Raw genomic sequence first — 17,638 nt, forward strand, 5'->3', positions numbered from 1 at the left:
AAGGTCGTATTTTTGCACACTAACTAAAATTTAGTTACATAGTACATTAATAAAACTGATTCGATGAATTTTGTTGAAGAATTAAGATGGAGAGGTATGATCCATGAAATCATGCCGGGTACGGAAGAGCAACTGCAAAAAGAATTAACTTCGGGCTATGTGGGTATCGACCCTACAGCCGACTCATTGCACATCGGACACTTGGTGGGCGTAATGATTTTGAAGCATTTTCAACGTGCAGGACATCGCCCGATAGCTCTCATCGGAGGAGCTACAGGTATGATCGGTGACCCTTCTATGAAGTCAGCCGAACGTAACCTATTGGACGAAGCAACTCTCCGCCATAATCAGGAATCGTTGAAAAAGCAACTTGCTAAGTTCCTCGATTTCGAGTCTGACAAACCCAATGCAGCCTTATTGGTAAATAACTATGACTGGATGAAAGATTTCTCTTTCCTGAACTTTATCCGCGACATAGGAAAGCATATCACAGTGAACTATATGATGTCTAAAGATTCTGTTAAGAAACGTCTTAACGGAGAGTCTTCGGAAGGAATGTCTTTTACTGAGTTCTCATACCAGTTGATGCAAGGTTACGACTTTCTTCACTTATATCAGACTCTAGGTTGTCGTATTCAGATGGGAGGTTCCGATCAGTGGGGAAATATCACCACAGGAACAGAGCTTATTCGCCGTAAAGCCGCAGGAGAGGCTTTTGCTCTTGTTTGTCCTCTGATAACTAAAGCCGATGGTACTAAATTCGGTAAGACAGAATCGGGCAATGTATGGCTCGACAGAAGATATACTTCTCCTTATAAATTTTACCAGTTCTGGTTGAACGTAAGCGATGAAGACGCAGAGAAATATATCAAGATATTTACAGCACTCGATAAAGAAGAGATAGAAGGTTTGGTTGTTGAGCAAAAAGCAGCCCCTCATCTCAGAGCATTGCAAAAGCGTCTTGCTAAAGAAATAACCATAATGGTTCACTCTGAAGAAGATTACAATCAGGCAGTGGAAGCATCAAATATTCTATTTGGCAATGCTACTGCGGATGCTTTGAAGAAGCTGGACGAGGAAACTTTCCTTCAGGTGTTTGAAGGCGTTCCCACATTCGATATTTCGAAAGATGAGCTTGCAGGAGGAATCAAGGCTGTTGATCTGTTGACAGAGAAAGCTGCTGTTTTTCCTTCGAAGGGAGAAATGCGTAAGACTGTGCAAGCGGGAGGTGTAATGATCAATAAAGAGAAGCTGGAAAACTTTGACGATGCTATTGATGCTTCATCTCTTATAGCCGGAAAATATATAATAGCACAAAAAGGGAAGAAAAATTACTTCCTGTTGATCGCAAAATAAAATAATTATTACTTTTGTACTCGCAAAAGTAATATTGTCTCATGGTGTAATGGTAGCACTGCAGATTCTGGATCTGCCTGTCTAGGTTCGAATCCTAGTGAGACAACAAAACTAAAGAGGCTGTCCTTTTTTCTGGGGGACAGCCTCTTCCTCTTTTTAGAATAGCCTCATTTTATTAATCGACCTAGTGTGTAAAAATTAAAACCTTATAAATCAGTGATTGGTTTGTAATGAGGAACTAAGCTCTTCATTATAACCCAACCTATAAGATAGGCAAAAGCACAGATACAGAATATAATAAAGTATCCTGCTGGCTTTCCTTCAAATCCCATAAATGTAAGCTGTACTTCGTCTGAGTAGACAAAGAGCTTTCCGGCAGACTTCTGTAAGATCATAGAGCTTATTCCTCCCGCCATACCGCCTATCCCTGTGATGGATGCAATCGCTCCTTTCGGGAACATATCTCCTATGGTAGAGAAAATATTAGCCGACCACGATTGATGTGCTGCACAGCCTATACCAATGGTTATGACAGGTAGCCACGGCGAAATAGTACCTAGCGGTTGTGCAAATAATACAACCAGCGGGAAGAAAGCAAAGATAAGCATCGCTCTCATGCGTGCGGCGTATGGATTCATTCCTGTCCTGTTCATAATGATGGTTGGTAATTTTCCTCCCAAAACAGAAAGCATGGTGATTGCATATAGCGTAAATATCAATGCAATACCCAATCCTTCGGAGGTCTTTATGCCAAACTGTGTATTCAGATATGAAGGTGTCCAGAAAAGGAAGAACCACCAGACCCCGTCGGTCATAAATTTGCCTGCGGCAAAAGCCCATGTCTGCTTGTATGAGAAGCACTTCCAGAAAGGTATCTTCTTCTCATCCTCCGCTTTTCCGGTATCTATAATACCTTCTTCATTTCGGTCTTGTTCTATATATGTCAGCTCAGCTTCATTTACATGCTTGCTCTTTGCCGGTGCGTCATATATAAATATCCAAAACCCCATCCAAATAAAGCCTAATGCTCCAATTACGATAAAGGCCATTTCCCATCCCCAACACTTTGCCAGCAAAGGGATACTCAGTGGTGCCACTAATGCGCCAATAGATGCTCCGGCATTAAAGATGCTGGTTGCATAAGCCCGGTCTTTCTTCGGAAAGTATTCGGCCGTTACTTTGATTGCAGCGGGGAAGTTACCAGCCTCGCCCAAGGCTAATATGCAACGGGCTAGTAAGAAACAATACATGCTAAATGTGGCGATTACAACAGCAACATCGCCTGTTGCCGCAGCCAATTCTGCTGCACTATGCAGACCGACATGTGCTTCGGTTACCAGTCCGCAGACAGCATGAAGGCATGCTCCTACCGACCATACTCCGATAGCCCAAAGAAATCCTTTTTTGCTGCCCATCCAGTCGATAAAGCGACCTGCAAACAGCATACAGACAGCATATATAAAAGAAAACATGGAAGTGATTGTTCCATAGTGGTTTTCATCCCAATGAAATTCAGGTTTTATAAATTCGTCCCAAGTAAGGGATAGTACTTGTCTATCGAGATAGTTGATCGTAGTAGCAAAAAAAAGCATCAGGCAGATGGTCCACCTGTAATTTGTCATTTTTGTTTTTCCGGTATTCATAAGGTGTTTTTATATTGTTTTTGCTTTAGCTATTATCTCAAGAGCCATCTTACACATTTGCGTTATTCTACCCCAATCTTTTGCTGCGATAATCTCTTTCGGGAATAGGTTTGAGCCCATACCGACACAAGTAACACCGGCTTTAAACCATTTCGTCAGATTTTCTTCTGTGGGTTCTACTCCGCCTGTCACCATAATATTCGACCATGGCATCGGAGCTTTTAGGTTCTTCACGAAAGAAGGACCTCCCACATCGCCTGCCGGAAATATTTTTACCACTTCTGCACCCAACTCTTGTGCATAACCAACTTCGGATACCGATCCGCAACCGGGAATATACGCTACTTGCCTGCGGTTGCACACTTTGAAGATGTCGGGATTTAATAATGGGCCTACCACAAAGTTGGCTCCAAGCTGTAAAAACAAAGATGCTGTACCGGCATCGACAACCGATCCGATACCCAATATCATTTCGGGGCATTCTTTAGCTGCCCACTTATTAAGCTCTCCGAATATTTCATGCGCAAAATCACCTCGATTGGTGAACTCGAATACTCTTACACCTCCTTCATAACAAGCTTTTAGTACCTGTTTAGAGATTTCGAGGTCGCTATGATAAAAAACAGGAACCATTCCTGTCTCTGTCATTACCTGACAGGCTTTTATTCTTGAAAATCGTGCCATCTATAGTCGTTTTATTTTAGAATTAAAAGGTATTGTATCAAAGAGCATGAACGAGCAAGCAGGTATGTTTTACATATATATCAATAAAAACAATGGATCGAGTTATCATACCCGCTTGCTGTTCATATTTTAGTTGTTTACTATTTTTTCAATCTTTATCTTGAAACACGACCCGAGCCATCCCCTTTCATCAGGTTCTCTACTTCGGCTACTGTTACAAGATTATAATCGGCATATATTGTATGTTTCAGACATGATGCTGCAACCGCAAAATCGAGTGCCTTTTGATCGTCAGAAGTGTAGGTGATAAGTCCGTAGATAAGCCCACCCATAAAAGAGTCTCCTCCGCCCACACGATCAACGATGTGTGTGATGTCGTATCTTTTCGATTGATAAAGCTTATCGGAATATAAGCAACCTCCCCATGTATTATGGTTTGCATTAATCGATCCACGCAATGTGATAATCACTTTCTTAGCACGTGGAAAGCGTTTCGTCAACTGAGTGCATACCGATTCAAATTCTGCGGCATCCACATCTCCTGCGGTATGTGCTACGTCAAAACCTTCGGGCTTGATACCGAAAACCTTTTCAGCATCTTCCTCATTGCCTAAAATGATATCGCAACCTTCAACCAAAGCCGGCATAATATCAGAGGCTGACTTGCCATATTTCCAGAGATTTTTTCTGTAGTTGAGGTCTGTAGAAACTGTAATACCTTTTTTGTTTGCTATTTTGATCGCTTCCAAGCATGCGTCTGCCGCTCCTTGCGATAGAGCCGGGGTGATGCCTGTCCAGTGAAACCATTGGGCATCTTTAAATACTTCTTCCCAGTTTATCATTCCCGGTTTTATGTCTGCCATAGCAGAATTGGCCCTGTCGTAAATAACTTTCGAAGCACGGGCAACTGCGCCTGTCTCCAGATAATAAATGCCGACACGGTCACCACCTCGTATAATATTCTGAACACCTACATTGTATTTCCTCAGATCAGAGATGCACCATTCTGCTATATCATTCTCAGGTAGGCGGGTTACATAGTCGGTAGGAATACCATAGTTGGATAGTGATACGGCTACGTTGGCCTCTCCGCCTCCAAATGTAGCATTCAGGCTTGTTGACTGTATAAATCTTTGATATCCGGGAGCACTAAGGCGTAACATGATTTCCCCGAATGTTACAACTTTCTTCATTGTTATGATTCTAATAATATTCTAGAGTTTAGTTATATTTAATTATCAATGGATGTTTTAACCCTTCCGAAAAGGTTTGGATATATCGCTCAAAATCACTCAACATAGGGAATCCAAATTCAGACCAACCATAACCTGTATAATATGTTACCGGAATGTTGGGTTGTTGGGCTGTAACTCCCAGCACATGAGTTTGTCTTTCTTTTTTGTTTGTTACAGGATTAATTATCTCATACGTGTCTATCTTGCTTTCTGTCATACTTTGAAGAAAAACAAGTCCTAGATATACGCCGGACGTTTTGGGCGTTGTTGGTTCGGCGTAAATAATATAGTTCTTGTCTAAAGAGCTGACAATTGAATCTCCCTTCTCTCGTTTAACAAAGCCCGCAGCTACAGGCATTGTTTCTTTTATGGTGTATGCCTGAATAACTTTTGATAATTGAGAGCCTGCATCTAAAGATATTGTTCTGCTTTCGGCTACTGATTGTCCGTTTATATTCAGGTTATTATAAGTCAGTTTGAACGTTGTGCGCAATGGACCATTATCAAGGAGTTCTTCTGATACAAAGTTTTCGTTCAGCCAAAGTTTGCTATCTACATAAGGAGACATAGCACCTGCACCAAGGCTATAGCCTGTCTTGTAATCATTGAGCCCCTCGTTCGGATCTTCTTGATAAGATATTGTCCCAGAGGTATCTTCTTTATACCATTTGTCTATGATAAGGTTATTGGTGCGTTTATACCAGATATTTATACCGTTCCCGGGACTATCTGTTTCAATACCGGCAGGACCATACATCCGGAACGCCACACGGTCGTTTTCCCAAACGAAGCCATCTTTATGTCCGGAAAGAAGCCGTCCGAATGTTTTTGGTGTAAAGTGCTGAACCTCGCCTGTTTCTATCATAAATGACTTTGATTCGTTTGCTTTTAGTTGTGGTTGAAAAATAATTTTGCGGTCGTATGTCACTTGCGAAGGTATAATTTCACCTTCGGTCGTTTTAATGATATAAACCAGACTATCTGATACCACAATCCTATTCTTGATGCTATCGATGGGTATTTCTACCAATTCTGTCATCCGATCAAAATCCGTCGGGTTTTCGATCGTAATTATAACATCCTTCTCGGAACAGGCTAATAAGAATATCGTAGATAGTATTATGAGATATAATTTCTTCATTTCTATTGTTTTTTGAGTTTACAATATCTGCTTAAGGTTTAATATAACTTGTCAGTAGTGAAAGTGCCCATATCGCCATCAGTCCGATTTTATATTTTAAGATTGACCTTTAGAATTTAAAGAAGTTTTTGGCATTGTAATACGACACGTCCTCAACCAATTTGCCCAGAAATGGCAATTCGGAATAGGGGAGTAACCCTTGTTCAACATCTGTTCCGATGAGGTTGCATAGTATACGACGGAAATACTCGTGACGAGGGTACGACAAAAAGCTTCGGGAGTCTGTTAGCATGCCCACAAAGCGGCTCAGTAGTCCAAGATTTGATAGAGAATTTATTTGAGCTTCCATCCCCGCTTTTTGGTCGAGGAACCACCAGCCAGATCCGAACTGTATTTTTCCTGCAACAGAACCATCCTGAAAGTTGCCAATCATGGTTGCAATCATATCATTATCGCGCGGGTTTAGGTTGTATATGATTGTTTTAGTCAATTTGTTGTCAACGTCCAGTCTGTCAAGAAACTTTGATAATGCTTTAGCTACTGTGAAATCGCCAATGGAGTCGAACCCTGTATCTGCTCCCGCTTGCTTAAAGAGGCGCGTATTATTGTTTCGGATGACACCGTAATGAAACTGCTGAGTCCAGCCTTTTTCCCAATCCATGATTGCGCCTTCTACGAGTATGGCAGATTTGAATTTGATGATCTCTTCCCGTGAGAGCTCTTTGCCTCCGTATACTTTGTTGAAAATAGCCTCTATTTCCCTCTGAGTATAGTCTTCGGCATAAAACTCTTCCATACCGTGATCGGAGAGCTTGCAGCCTACACCGGCAAAGAAGTCGTGGCGTTTGCGAAGAGCAGTAATCAAGTCAGTAAAGTTACTGATAGATATCCCCGAAACTTGAGATAGCTTCTCCACATAGGTACGAAATACATGAGGCACTTCTACTGCCATTACTTTATCGGGACGCCATGTGGGGAGTACTTTTATAGGAAAGCCTTCATTTTTTAAGGCTACATGATATTCCAATGAATCTACAGGATCATCCGTGGTGCATACAGCCTCAACGTTGTAATGCTTCATCAATCCCCGAGCTGAGAATTCGGGTGTGCGAAGTTTTGCTGTGCACTCATCATATATCTCTTTTGCTGTCTCAGGTTTTAGCAACTTGGTAATACCAAAAGCTGTCTTTAATTCCAGGTGTGTCCAGTGATATAGTGGGTTACGCATGGTGTAGGGTACGGTTTCTGCCCATTTCTCAAACTTTTCCCAATCGCTGGTGTCTTTTCCTGTACAAAATCTTTCGCTAATGCCATTTGTACGCATTGCACGCCATTTGTAGTGATCTCCACTCAACCAGATCTCTCCCAGATTGTCGAATTGATAGTCTTCTGCAATCATTTTAGGATCGAGGTGACAATGGTAATCTATGATAGGCAAGGATTTAGCATGCTCGTGATATAACTGCTGAGCTGTTTCATTTTGCAATACAAAATTGTCATCTAGAAAGTGTTTCATGAGCTTTATGGTTTTATTTTCTTCAATCAGGTTTGTAAGTTAACTTCATTTATTGATTGTGTGCGCACACACAAATTATTGCAAATATAACTATTAATGATAATTAATCAATATGTGTGCGCACACATATTTTATGCTGTATAGGATAAATAGCAATATAATAGATTGTTATAAAGTTTTTGAGGGCTGAAAAATGTTTTAAAACATTTATATCGTACCCTTCCGTAGAATATGGTGTACGTAAAATATTAGATGTTTATTCGAATAATTCAGGATACTTCTCTTTAGATATGCAATGAGTTTGATTTTTGATCTCTTCGTCTAAGATTGATCCCCATCCCAGTTTGTCAAATTCTTTTTCCAGAGCAAGGCATACTTCGAAGTCTTCTTCTGAGACTTTATATGTTTGCCCGTCTTTATTACCTGATACCGAAATTTCGAAACGGTTGTTCATTACCCACACATGCGCTTTGTATCCGTATATCTCTACGTATTGAGGCTGTTCCAAATCACAGAAGTGTGGTATTACTATTCTAAGTTTGTCCAGATCATCGATAGAATACGATTCTAACGGATCGAAAGCAATTGCTCCTTCCGGCAAGGCATTTAAGGTTACTCCTATCTGCGAAAGTTTAGCAATTAAGTCTTCTCTGTTGTCATATTGGAAGTAAACACAGAACGAATCGCCCTCACAGTTGTGTCCTCCACGCGAACGCATGTAATGGAAAAACTGCAATTGGCGGCACCAGCGAATTATTTCTTCTTTTGTATTGTTGTGAAAAAGCCTTTCTTCCGATATCTTGTCTATATTCATCGATATGTTGTTAATCAGGTTCTAAGATATTATATTTTTTGTTATCAGGAAAGAATTCATAGTATCTGCTTTACATTCTTTAATTTCTCAAAAGAAGTAATTCTATGAAGCATTTGATTATTTTTGTCTCTATAAATAAGAAGTTAGAAGAGATAAATGCCTTTATTGAATTAAAATGCTAGGATGTTCCTCTCGTATATGATAGCAAGAGACTATACTTAATAATAAAATAGACTGGTTTGAGAAAATTGGTCGGTTTTGGTATTGGTTACTAATGAGAGAGATACAATCGTAAAAGGATGCTTAATTCTAATTAAATGCATTTTAATAAATATTTAATACAGAACTAACATTTATTTTTCTGCTTTTTTAAGTACTCCTCTTTTACTTTGACGAACGTTAACGACTAATCATATTTTTATAACCTTAAAAATCTCCTTTTAGTATGTTCTTATTAAACACCTCCTGACTGAGCCTTAAAATTGTAATGAAAATTGTTTAACCGTTTTTTTGAAAAACAATAAATAGATTATGAAAAAATATCAAGAAAAATCAATTCCGAAAGAAAGATTCAGGAACTTGCATACACGGTTTCTATTTCTTCTCTTATTTATGTTTATGTCGCTTTTGGCATATTCACAAACCCAGATAACAAAGGGTACTGTATATGATTCATCAAATGATCCGATCATAGGAGCATCCGTTACCATCAAAGGTACTACAAAAGCAACAATGACTGATGTTGACGGTAAGTTTAGTATCGAAACTTCCCGAAATGATGTACTAATTGTATCATATATAGGATTCAGTAAGAAAGAAGTACCTGTAAATAATCAGAATAATCTGTCTATAATACTAGAAGAAAATCGTCAGGTTTTAGATGAGGTTGTAGTGGTTGGTTACGGAACTCAAAAAAAGACTACCCTCACAGGTGCTGTTTCTGCAATAAATAATAAAGAAATAAGCACAACAAAAAATGAGAGCTTAGTGAACATGATGACCGGGAAAATTCCCGGAGTAAGGGTTGTTCAGAGAAGCTCCGAACCCGGTAGCTTTAATAACCGGTTCGATATCCGAGGATTAGGAAATCCCTTGGTAGTAATAGATGGTGTGCCGCGCGACGACTTTGCCCGAATGGACCCGAACGAAATAGAGAGTATATCGGTACTTAAAGATGCGTCTGCCGCTATTTATGGTGTACGTGCAGCTAACGGTGTAATCCTTATCACTACAAGAAAAGGAAACTCGGAAGGCAGTAAGTTTGATATAACATATTCGGCTAACTTCGGATTCCAGCAACCTATTGGTTTTCCTAACAGTACTGATGCAATTCAATATATGACATTGAAGAACGAGGCATCAAGAAGAAATTTCAACAATAACTATGTTAACCCTGTACCACTTCCGTATGGAGAGAGCGAATTTGAAGCTTTCAATAATGGTACTCGTGTTTCATCTGATTGGAGAGGTGCTGTTATGAGAGATATAACTCCTCAGTCTCAACACTCGTTGAATATGGCGGGATCTTCTAAAAATATATCATACTTCTTTAATCTTGGATATATGAAACAAGATGGTATAACCAAGACTAAATATCCGAATTATGATAAGTGGAATGTAAGAGCTAATGTTGATGCTAAGATTACAAGCTTTTTGAGAAGTGAATTCAGGGTAGCGGGTATGATGGACGAACGGAATGATATCAATGGCGGTTCTTGGAACCTGATTAAGAATACATGGTTGGCAAAATCGACAGAATCGATGTATGCCAATAACAATCCATTGTATCCCACAGCCGAAACTGACGAAAACCCGTTGTTGTTGATGGATCCTAACAAGTCGGGATACTTTAATAATAAAGGACGTTCTTTTCAGTCATCTTTGGCATTGATCTTTGATGTACCCGGAGTGAAAGGTCTTTCGGCAAAAGCAATGTATAGCTACGACTATAAAGATAATGACTGGAAGAATTATGTCAGAACATACTCACTTTACAAATATGATACAGGAAATGATACATATAATGAGTATGTGAAAAATACACCGTCTAAAGTTGCACGTGGATTTGGTAAAAATATTTCAAATTTAATGCAGCTGTCTTTAAATTATGACCGTACATTCTTCGAAAAACACAATGTGAAGGCGTTGTTCCTTTATGAAGAAAGTGGTAATGAAGGAGACAACTTCAATGCACAACGTAATCTTTCCTTAGAGGTTTTACACCTGTTTGCGGGTGATGCAGACGGTCAGATTGCAGGTATGGATGCCGGAGGACTTTATGATCAGCAGCGAAAAAGTTTTGTAGGTCGTATTAACTATGATTATGCGTCAAAATATTTGCTCGAATTCAGCTTCAGACGTGACGGCTCATCCAAATTTAGTTCAAATGGTCGTTGGGGATGGTTCCCATCTGCGTCTGCCGGTTGGAGAATTTCGGAAGAAAAGTTTGTGAAGGAGTTTGAGCCACTATCATTTATTAATAATCTGAAGATCAGATCCAGCTATGGTGAAATGGGTGATGACGGAGCATTAAACTATCAATTCCTTACCGGATATGATTATCCTTCGGGAGGTGCTGTATTTGGAGGTGAGTTTATTAATGGTATCGGATTCCGTGGTATAGCCAATACATATCTTACATGGTACACCTCTAAGACATTTAATATTGGAGTAGATATCGACCTATGGGATGGTTTACTTGGTTTCCAATATGACTATTTTATCAGAAAAAGAGAAGGGCTGTTTACAGACCGTTTACTTTCACTACCGGGAACTTATGGAGCTAAACTTCCTCAGGAGAACCTGAATAGTGATAAAACAATGGGATATGAGGTTGTTTTGACTCACAGAAATAAAGTTAGTGATTTTGTTTATAATGTTTCTGCAAACATGTCGCTTACTCGTACCAAAAACGACTATTTCGAGCAAGGACGTGCAGGTAACTCATACGAACATTGGAAAGGTAATTACAATAATCGTTACAAAAATATCTGGTGGGGACAAACCTATGGCGGACAATTTACCTCTTACGACCAGATCCTTAATTATGACGTCAATGCAGGCGGAGGAAATCATGCTACATTGCCAGGAGATTATTACTATAAAGATCTGAATGGAGACGGTGTTATTGATGGTTGGGACGAAACTCCTATTGCCACAAGAGAATTGCCTTATATAAATTATGGTATTACTCTGGCTGCTGAATATAAAGGGATAGACATAAATATGCTATTTCAGGGAACAGCTAAGTCGTGGACAAGATATTACGAAATGTTAAATGTGCCATTAGCGTTTGATAAGAACACCTTAGATTTCTTTATGGATCGTTGGCATCCGACAGATCCTAATGCCGATGTTTATGATCCGAATACAGAATGGACTTCTGGATTCTTCCCGATGACAGGTAACGGGTCGGCATGGGGCGAAGGTACAAGAGCAGTTCAGAATGCGGCATATTTGCGTCTGAAGTCTATAGAGCTTGGCTATACATTGCCTAAAAAACTGACAACAAAGGTTGGGGTAAGCAATGCCCGCATCTATGTAAATGCTTATAACCTGTTTACTCTTACAGGGTTGAAATATATCGATCCGGAGCATCCGGGCGGAGGAGCAGATGCTAATGATAAACCCGAAAATGACTTATATGGCTATATGTATCCATTAACTCGTACATATAATGTCGGCTTTAGTCTTACTTTTTAAAGATATACTATTATGAAAAAATTAAAATATTTATTATTGGCTTTGGTTGTTGGAGGATTCTTTGCTTGTAACGATCTCGAAGTTGATCCCCCTAATATATTGACTGATAAAGATATCTTCAACTCAGAATCGGGTGTAACAGCCTACTTGACACGTTTGTATAGTGAGTTGCCCATTGAGGACTTCAAATATAACAGAACAGAAGGCTTTAATAAGTTTACAGCTTTCTGGGGATTAGGAGCAAATACAGGAGAATGGCTTCAGGCAAATGATTTCAGACAGTGGGATATAAATGGGAATGGCTTTGGTTACTGGCCTTATTCAGATATTCGTAATGCAAATTATTTTCTTAAATACTTGGGAGAATATGCTTCAAAGTATACCGAAGAGCAAGTGAATGCATGGTTGGCTGAGGCTCGTTTTTGTCGGGCATACTATTACTTTGGAATGGTAAAACGCTATGGTGGAGTGCCTATCGTAAAAGAATTGCAATCATATCCTGAACAAACCATTGAGGAACTGAGAGTTCCGAGAGATAAAGAAGAAGCTGTCTATGATTTTATTAGCGAAGATTTGCAATGGGCTGTCGATCACTTACCCGAAAGAAGCGTATCCGGCAGAGCTAATAAATATGTTGCAGCTGCATTGAAATCCAGAGCCATGTTGTTTGCCGGTTCTATCGCTAAATATGGAAAGGATTACTTTGTCGGAACTCCTGCTCACGATGCCGGATTAGTTGGTATACCTGAAGGTAGAGCTACAGATTATTTTAAGCAGAGTTACGATGCTGCTAAGTTGCTTGAAGGTCATTATGATCTGTATCAAAAAAATCCGGATTTGGTGCAAAACTATGTAGATGTATTCTTGGATACGAATAGCCCCGAAAACGTGTTTATAAAAGACTTTGTCTATATGGACAATGTAGAGGGATCACGTCACAGCTGGGATGCATTTGCTTCACCACGGTCTAGTTCGAGTAGCTATGCGGGTGCTCTTTGCCCTACATTGGATGTTGTTGAAATGCTTGGAGAAGTAAAGGTAAACGACACGCAAGGCAATCCTATAAAATTCAATGCAAGAGAAGACCTGTTGACTACCTTAGCTCCACGTCAGAGAGCAATAGCTCTCTTCCCGGGAGAAGTTTTCAGAGGAAAAATGGTTGATGTTCAGGCAGGACTCTATGAGAATTATAGCCTTACAGCAGAGCCGATAAGAACCAATGATATTTATGCAAAATATAAAGCGACCAATGGTAAAGAATACAACATTATAGGTTATGATGGTATTGGTACAGCAGCATCGCCATCCAGTCCTACTGGTTTGCACATGAGGAAGTACAACAATTACAAAGTAAGTGTTGCTGAAGCAAATCTTTGGAAATCTACTCAGGCATGGATTGATATCCGCTATGCAGAGGTACTCCTTAATAGGGCAGAAGCTGCATTTGAATTGGGAACAGGCGAAATGAAAGCAGATGCTTTGGCTCAGATCAACAAGATAAGAAGCAGGGGTGGCGACAACTCGTTAAACCTTTCTGAATTGACAATAGATAAAATCAGAACAGAGCGTCAATGTGAATTAGCCTTCGAAAACCAGACTTGGTGGGATTTGCGTCGTTGGAGAATAGGTGAACAAATAAGAGAGAAACGCTACCATGCCCTTTATCCATATTATATCATCAATGAGAATAAATGGATATTTAAGAAGGCGGAAGAGCCTCATCGTACAGGGTACACATTCAATATAATACAATATTACGAACCTATACCTGGTGGTGAAATAGGTAAGAACCCTAATCTATTACCGAATAATCCACTATATTAAAAATCAGGAGTTATGAAAAAAATATTTAAATATTTATTCTTTATCACAATCGCATTCACTGTTACATCTTGTATGACAGATATTGATGATTTTGATTCACCGAAAGAAACGCTTAAAGGGACTGTTTATGACAAATTTACGGGAAAACCGATGATGACCGAAACAGGGCATATGCGTATTAAGCTCGAAGAATTGAGCTGGAGTGATACTCCAACCCCTCAATACTTTGGGAATAAGCAGGATGGAACATATTTCAATTCCATGATTTTCAAAGGACACTACAGAGTCACTTTAGAAAATGGACCTTTTGTTCCCATCGATCCGGTAGAAATAGATATCAAAGGTACAGTAACTCAAGATTTCACTGTTGAACCATATTTACATCTCGAAATAACAGATATCATTCAGAATGGAACTTCTGCTACTGTCAAGTTCAAGATTTCGAGCGAGGTGGATATGTATCAGGTTACCGATGCGAAGGTTTTTGTAAACAATACATCCTTTGTGGGTAATGGTGCATACATAAGCGATTACGGACGAAATGAACTAGACCTGAAAGGTATGACTAATGCTACGATCTATGCAACCGAGCATTCTATGACTATCGACGGGCTTAAGTCGGGACGCAAATTCTACCTCAGAGCCGGAGCACGTGTTGCAGATCCTATCGTAAAGGGATATAATTATTCTGAGATTAAAGAAATAACAATACCATAATGATTATAAGAGGCTGTCATGAGAAGTTCAAAAATCACTTCTCAGACAGCCTTAAAAAAATAGAAAAAGTTATAGATGGGAGTCGATGTATATAATGATGTAGATTTAGGTAAAAAAGGTTGAAGTAACAACGGTACAGAAGTATACAAAATATATTTTCTCTGTATCGTTGTTTTAATCAAATAAATAGACCGAAACCAAATAAGCTCTGATACTTTCTGTTTATAAAACTATTTAACAAATAATTCAACATTATAAAGCATGATATTTTTTAGAAAACGTTATGGTAAACTACTGTTTATCATGTGGCTTGTACTTGTTAGTCATATCCCATTATGTGCACAGCAAGAGCAATTATTCAGAGACGAAAGAGCTCCTATGCACGATCGTATCATAGACTTATTGTCAAAACTAACGATAGAAGAAAAAATAAGCCTTCTTACCGCCACTTCGCCCGGTATTCCGCGTTTAGAAATTCCTAAATACTATCATGGAAATGAGGCTCTGCATGGAGTGGTACGCCCCGGACGGTTCACCGTATTTCCGCAAGCTATAGGACTTGCCAGCATGTGGAATCCAGAGTTGCATTATCAGATAGCAACAGCCATTTCTGACGAAGCACGTGCGAGATGGAATCAACTGGAGCAAGGTAGGCTTCAAAAAGAACGTTTTACAGACCTTCTTACATTTTGGTCTCCTACCGTGAATATGGCTCGTGACCCACGTTGGGGACGTACTCCCGAAACCTATGGGGAAGATCCTTATCTGTCGGGCGTTTTAGGTACTGCATTTGTAAAAGGCTTGCAGGGAGACGATCCTACTTATCTGAAAATAGTAGCTACTCCAAAACATTTTGCTGCAAATAATGAAGAACATAATCGTTTTACGGCGAATCCTCAGATATCGGAAAGGCAATTGAGGGAATATTATCTTCCTGCCTTCGAAATGTGTGTAAGAGAAGGGAAGTCAGCGTCCATCATGTCGGCTTACAATGCCATTAATGATGTTCCGTGTACGGCAAACCCTTGGTTGTTGACCAAAGTTTTAAGGAACGATTGGGGATTTAACGGATATGTTGTTTCAGACTGTGGAGGTCCAAGTCTTCTGGTTTCGGCGATGAAATATGTAAAGACAAAAGAAGCCGCAGCAACACTTTCAATCAAAGCCGGACTTGATCTCGAGTGTGGCGATGATGTATATATGCAACCTCTTTTGAATGCATACAATCAGTATATGGTTTCGCAAGCTGACATCGATTCTGCTGCATACAGAGTGCTGCGGGCACGGATGAAATTAGGATTATTTGATGATCCTGACCATAACCCATACAGCAAAATATCGCCTTCGGTGATAGGTTCAGAAAAACACAAAGAACTGGCTCTCGAATCTGCACGTCAGAGTATTGTCTTGTTGAAAAACAAAGACAAGGCATTACCGTTAAACCCTAAAAAGATAAAATCAATAGCAGTTGTAGGTATAAATGCCGGTAACAGTGAGTTCGGAGATTATAGTGGTATTCCTGCCAATGCCCCCATCTCTATACTGCAAGGAATAAAAGATCAGGTAGGGAAGGATGTGGAAGTCGTATATGCACCATGGAAATCTGCTGCCGATGGAAAAGAAATGATATCTGCGTCTTATTTTCCACAAGGATTGAAATCGGAATATTTTACAAATATGGAACTATCGGGTACACCGAAGGTGCGTACCGAGGAGTGGGTAAACTTTGAGCCTGCTAATCAGGCTCCCGATCCTTTTATTCCGCCTTTTCCTTTATCTATCCGTTGGACAGGGAAACTCAAACCCACCGTGTCGGGAAATTATACGTTGTACTATACTGCCGATGATGGTTCTCGTCTTTTTATCAATGGAGAAAAACTCATAGATGCTTGGCAAGAAAGGAGTATTGCTACAGATTCGGTTACTTACTATTTTGAAGCAGGGAAGGAGTATGATCTTAGAGCCGAATATTTTAATAATCGCGATAATTCTGTTGCTAAGCTTTACTGGAAAATACCAACTATAGGAACACAACAGCGACTTGATATGTATGGCGAAGCGGGTAAAGCAGTTCGCGAGTGTGAGCAGGTAGTTGCTGTATTAGGTATCAATAAAACGATAGAGAGAGAAGGACAAGACCGATACGATATACACTTGCCTGCTGATCAGATGGAATTTATACAGGAAATCTATAAAGTGAATCCAAATATTACAGTTGTATTGGTTGCGGGAAGTTCTCTTGCAATCAATTGGATGGAAGACAAAATTCCGGCGATTGTTAATGCTTGGTATCCAGGTGAACAGGGAGGAAAGGCTGTAGCCGAGGTATTATTTGGTCGTTATAATCCTGCTGGAAGACTACCTCTTACATATTATAGCAGCTTGAATGAAGTTCCTGCTTTTGATGATTATGATGTAACCAAAGGACGGGGCTATCAGTACTTCAAGGGGAAACCCTTATATCCTTTCGGATATGGCCTAAGTTATACATCTTTCGTATATAAGAATCTTAGACTGACCGAAAATAACGAATTCGTAAATCTGGTTTTCGACCTGAAGAATGCCGGTAAGATGGATGGTGATGAAGTTTCGCAGGTATATGTAAAGTTACCCGAAACAGGAGTAATAATGCCTATTAAAGAATTGAAAGGTTTTAAAAGAAGCTTTATAAAGAAAGGAGAAACAAAGAGAATTGAAATTGAAATCAAAAAAGAACAGTTGAGATATTGGAATGAAGAGTTGGGAAAATTTATAGTTCCTGAAGGAGTATATGAATTTATGGTTGGAGCGTCTTCTTCCGATATCAGGTTATCTGAAAAGTATAATCTAATGCCAGCGAAATAGATTTCAGTAGCTTCTTTTCATCTTCAGAAAGCACTGATTTCTTAGAAAAAACTGTTGAAGAGCTTATTGTCGTAAACAATTAAAGTGGTCGGCTCGAAACGTAACCGTTAGAGCCGTCTACACGCTCTTTATATGCCTATATAATCTAATTTTTTATCAAAA

At 39.6% G+C, this 17,638-nt stretch carries 11 protein-coding genes and 1 tRNA gene; 6 read left to right on the plus strand and 6 right to left on the minus strand.

Annotation, left to right across the window (positions count from 1 at the left end; genetic code table 11):
- The first annotated feature begins 63 nt into the window (after positions 1 to 63).
- Both tyrS and E4T88_RS05625 read left to right on the plus strand, forming a co-directional pair.
- Positions 64 to 1,356, plus strand: coding sequence for a tyrosine--tRNA ligase (gene tyrS / locus E4T88_RS05620; protein ID WP_135104502.1), 1,293 nt, complete (start codon positions 64 to 66; stop codon positions 1,354 to 1,356).
- 35 nt (positions 1,357 to 1,391) lie between these two features.
- A tRNA-Gln gene (locus tag E4T88_RS05625) sits at positions 1,392 to 1,462 on the plus strand.
- Positions 1,463 to 1,562: 100 nt separating this feature from the next.
- On the opposite strand, the gene E4T88_RS05630 is transcribed toward E4T88_RS05625, so the two are convergent.
- From E4T88_RS05630 to E4T88_RS05655, 6 genes are all read right to left on the minus strand, one after another.
- Positions 1,563 to 2,999, minus strand: coding sequence for an MFS transporter (locus E4T88_RS05630; RefSeq protein WP_135104503.1), 1,437 nt, complete (start codon positions 2,997 to 2,999; stop codon positions 1,563 to 1,565).
- 9 nt (positions 3,000 to 3,008) lie between these two features.
- On the minus strand, positions 3,009 to 3,683 hold the full coding sequence (locus tag E4T88_RS05635) for a bifunctional 4-hydroxy-2-oxoglutarate aldolase/2-dehydro-3-deoxy-phosphogluconate aldolase (RefSeq protein ID WP_135104504.1): 675 nt from the start codon (positions 3,681 to 3,683) through the stop codon (positions 3,009 to 3,011).
- A 155-nt stretch (positions 3,684 to 3,838) separates the two neighbouring features.
- On the minus strand, positions 3,839 to 4,876 hold the full coding sequence (locus E4T88_RS05640; RefSeq protein ID WP_135104505.1) for a sugar kinase: 1,038 nt from the start codon (positions 4,874 to 4,876) through the stop codon (positions 3,839 to 3,841).
- Positions 4,877 to 4,904: 28 nt separating this feature from the next.
- The gene (locus E4T88_RS05645) at positions 4,905 to 6,059 is read right to left on the minus strand and encodes a DUF4861 family protein (RefSeq protein WP_135104506.1); all 1,155 of its coding nucleotides are present in this window, start codon (positions 6,057 to 6,059) and stop codon (positions 4,905 to 4,907) included.
- 109 nt (positions 6,060 to 6,168) lie between these two features.
- A complete protein-coding gene (gene uxaC, locus E4T88_RS05650; protein ID WP_135104507.1) occupies positions 6,169 to 7,575 on the minus strand; it encodes a glucuronate isomerase in 1,407 nt (468 codons plus the stop codon).
- A gap of 256 nt (positions 7,576 to 7,831) precedes the next feature.
- Positions 7,832 to 8,389, minus strand: a complete 558-nt coding sequence (locus E4T88_RS05655) for a hypothetical protein (RefSeq protein WP_135104508.1) — start codon at positions 8,387 to 8,389, stop codon at positions 7,832 to 7,834.
- Between the two features lie 531 nt (positions 8,390 to 8,920).
- Between E4T88_RS05655 and E4T88_RS05660 the strand changes: the two genes are divergently transcribed.
- From E4T88_RS05660 to E4T88_RS05675, 4 genes are all read left to right on the plus strand, one after another.
- Entirely contained in the window at positions 8,921 to 12,091 is a 3,171-nt protein-coding gene (locus E4T88_RS05660) for a SusC/RagA family TonB-linked outer membrane protein (RefSeq protein WP_135104509.1), read from the plus strand.
- 12 nt (positions 12,092 to 12,103) lie between these two features.
- Positions 12,104 to 13,915 carry a RagB/SusD family nutrient uptake outer membrane protein gene (locus tag E4T88_RS05665; RefSeq protein ID WP_135104510.1) on the plus strand — a complete coding sequence of 604 codons (1,812 nt, stop codon included), beginning with the start codon at positions 12,104 to 12,106 and terminating at the stop codon, positions 13,913 to 13,915.
- A 12-nt stretch (positions 13,916 to 13,927) separates the two neighbouring features.
- On the plus strand, positions 13,928 to 14,632 hold the full coding sequence (locus E4T88_RS05670) for a DUF3823 domain-containing protein (RefSeq protein WP_135104511.1): 705 nt from the start codon (positions 13,928 to 13,930) through the stop codon (positions 14,630 to 14,632).
- Positions 14,633 to 14,935: 303 nt separating this feature from the next.
- Positions 14,936 to 17,476, plus strand: a complete 2,541-nt coding sequence (locus tag E4T88_RS05675) for a glycoside hydrolase family 3 C-terminal domain-containing protein (protein ID WP_135105272.1) — start codon at positions 14,936 to 14,938, stop codon at positions 17,474 to 17,476.
- The last annotated feature ends 162 nt before the right edge of the window (positions 17,477 to 17,638 follow it).

This window comes from Dysgonomonas mossii (genome assembly GCF_004569505.1).
Lineage (GTDB): Bacteria > Bacteroidota > Bacteroidia > Bacteroidales > Dysgonomonadaceae > Dysgonomonas.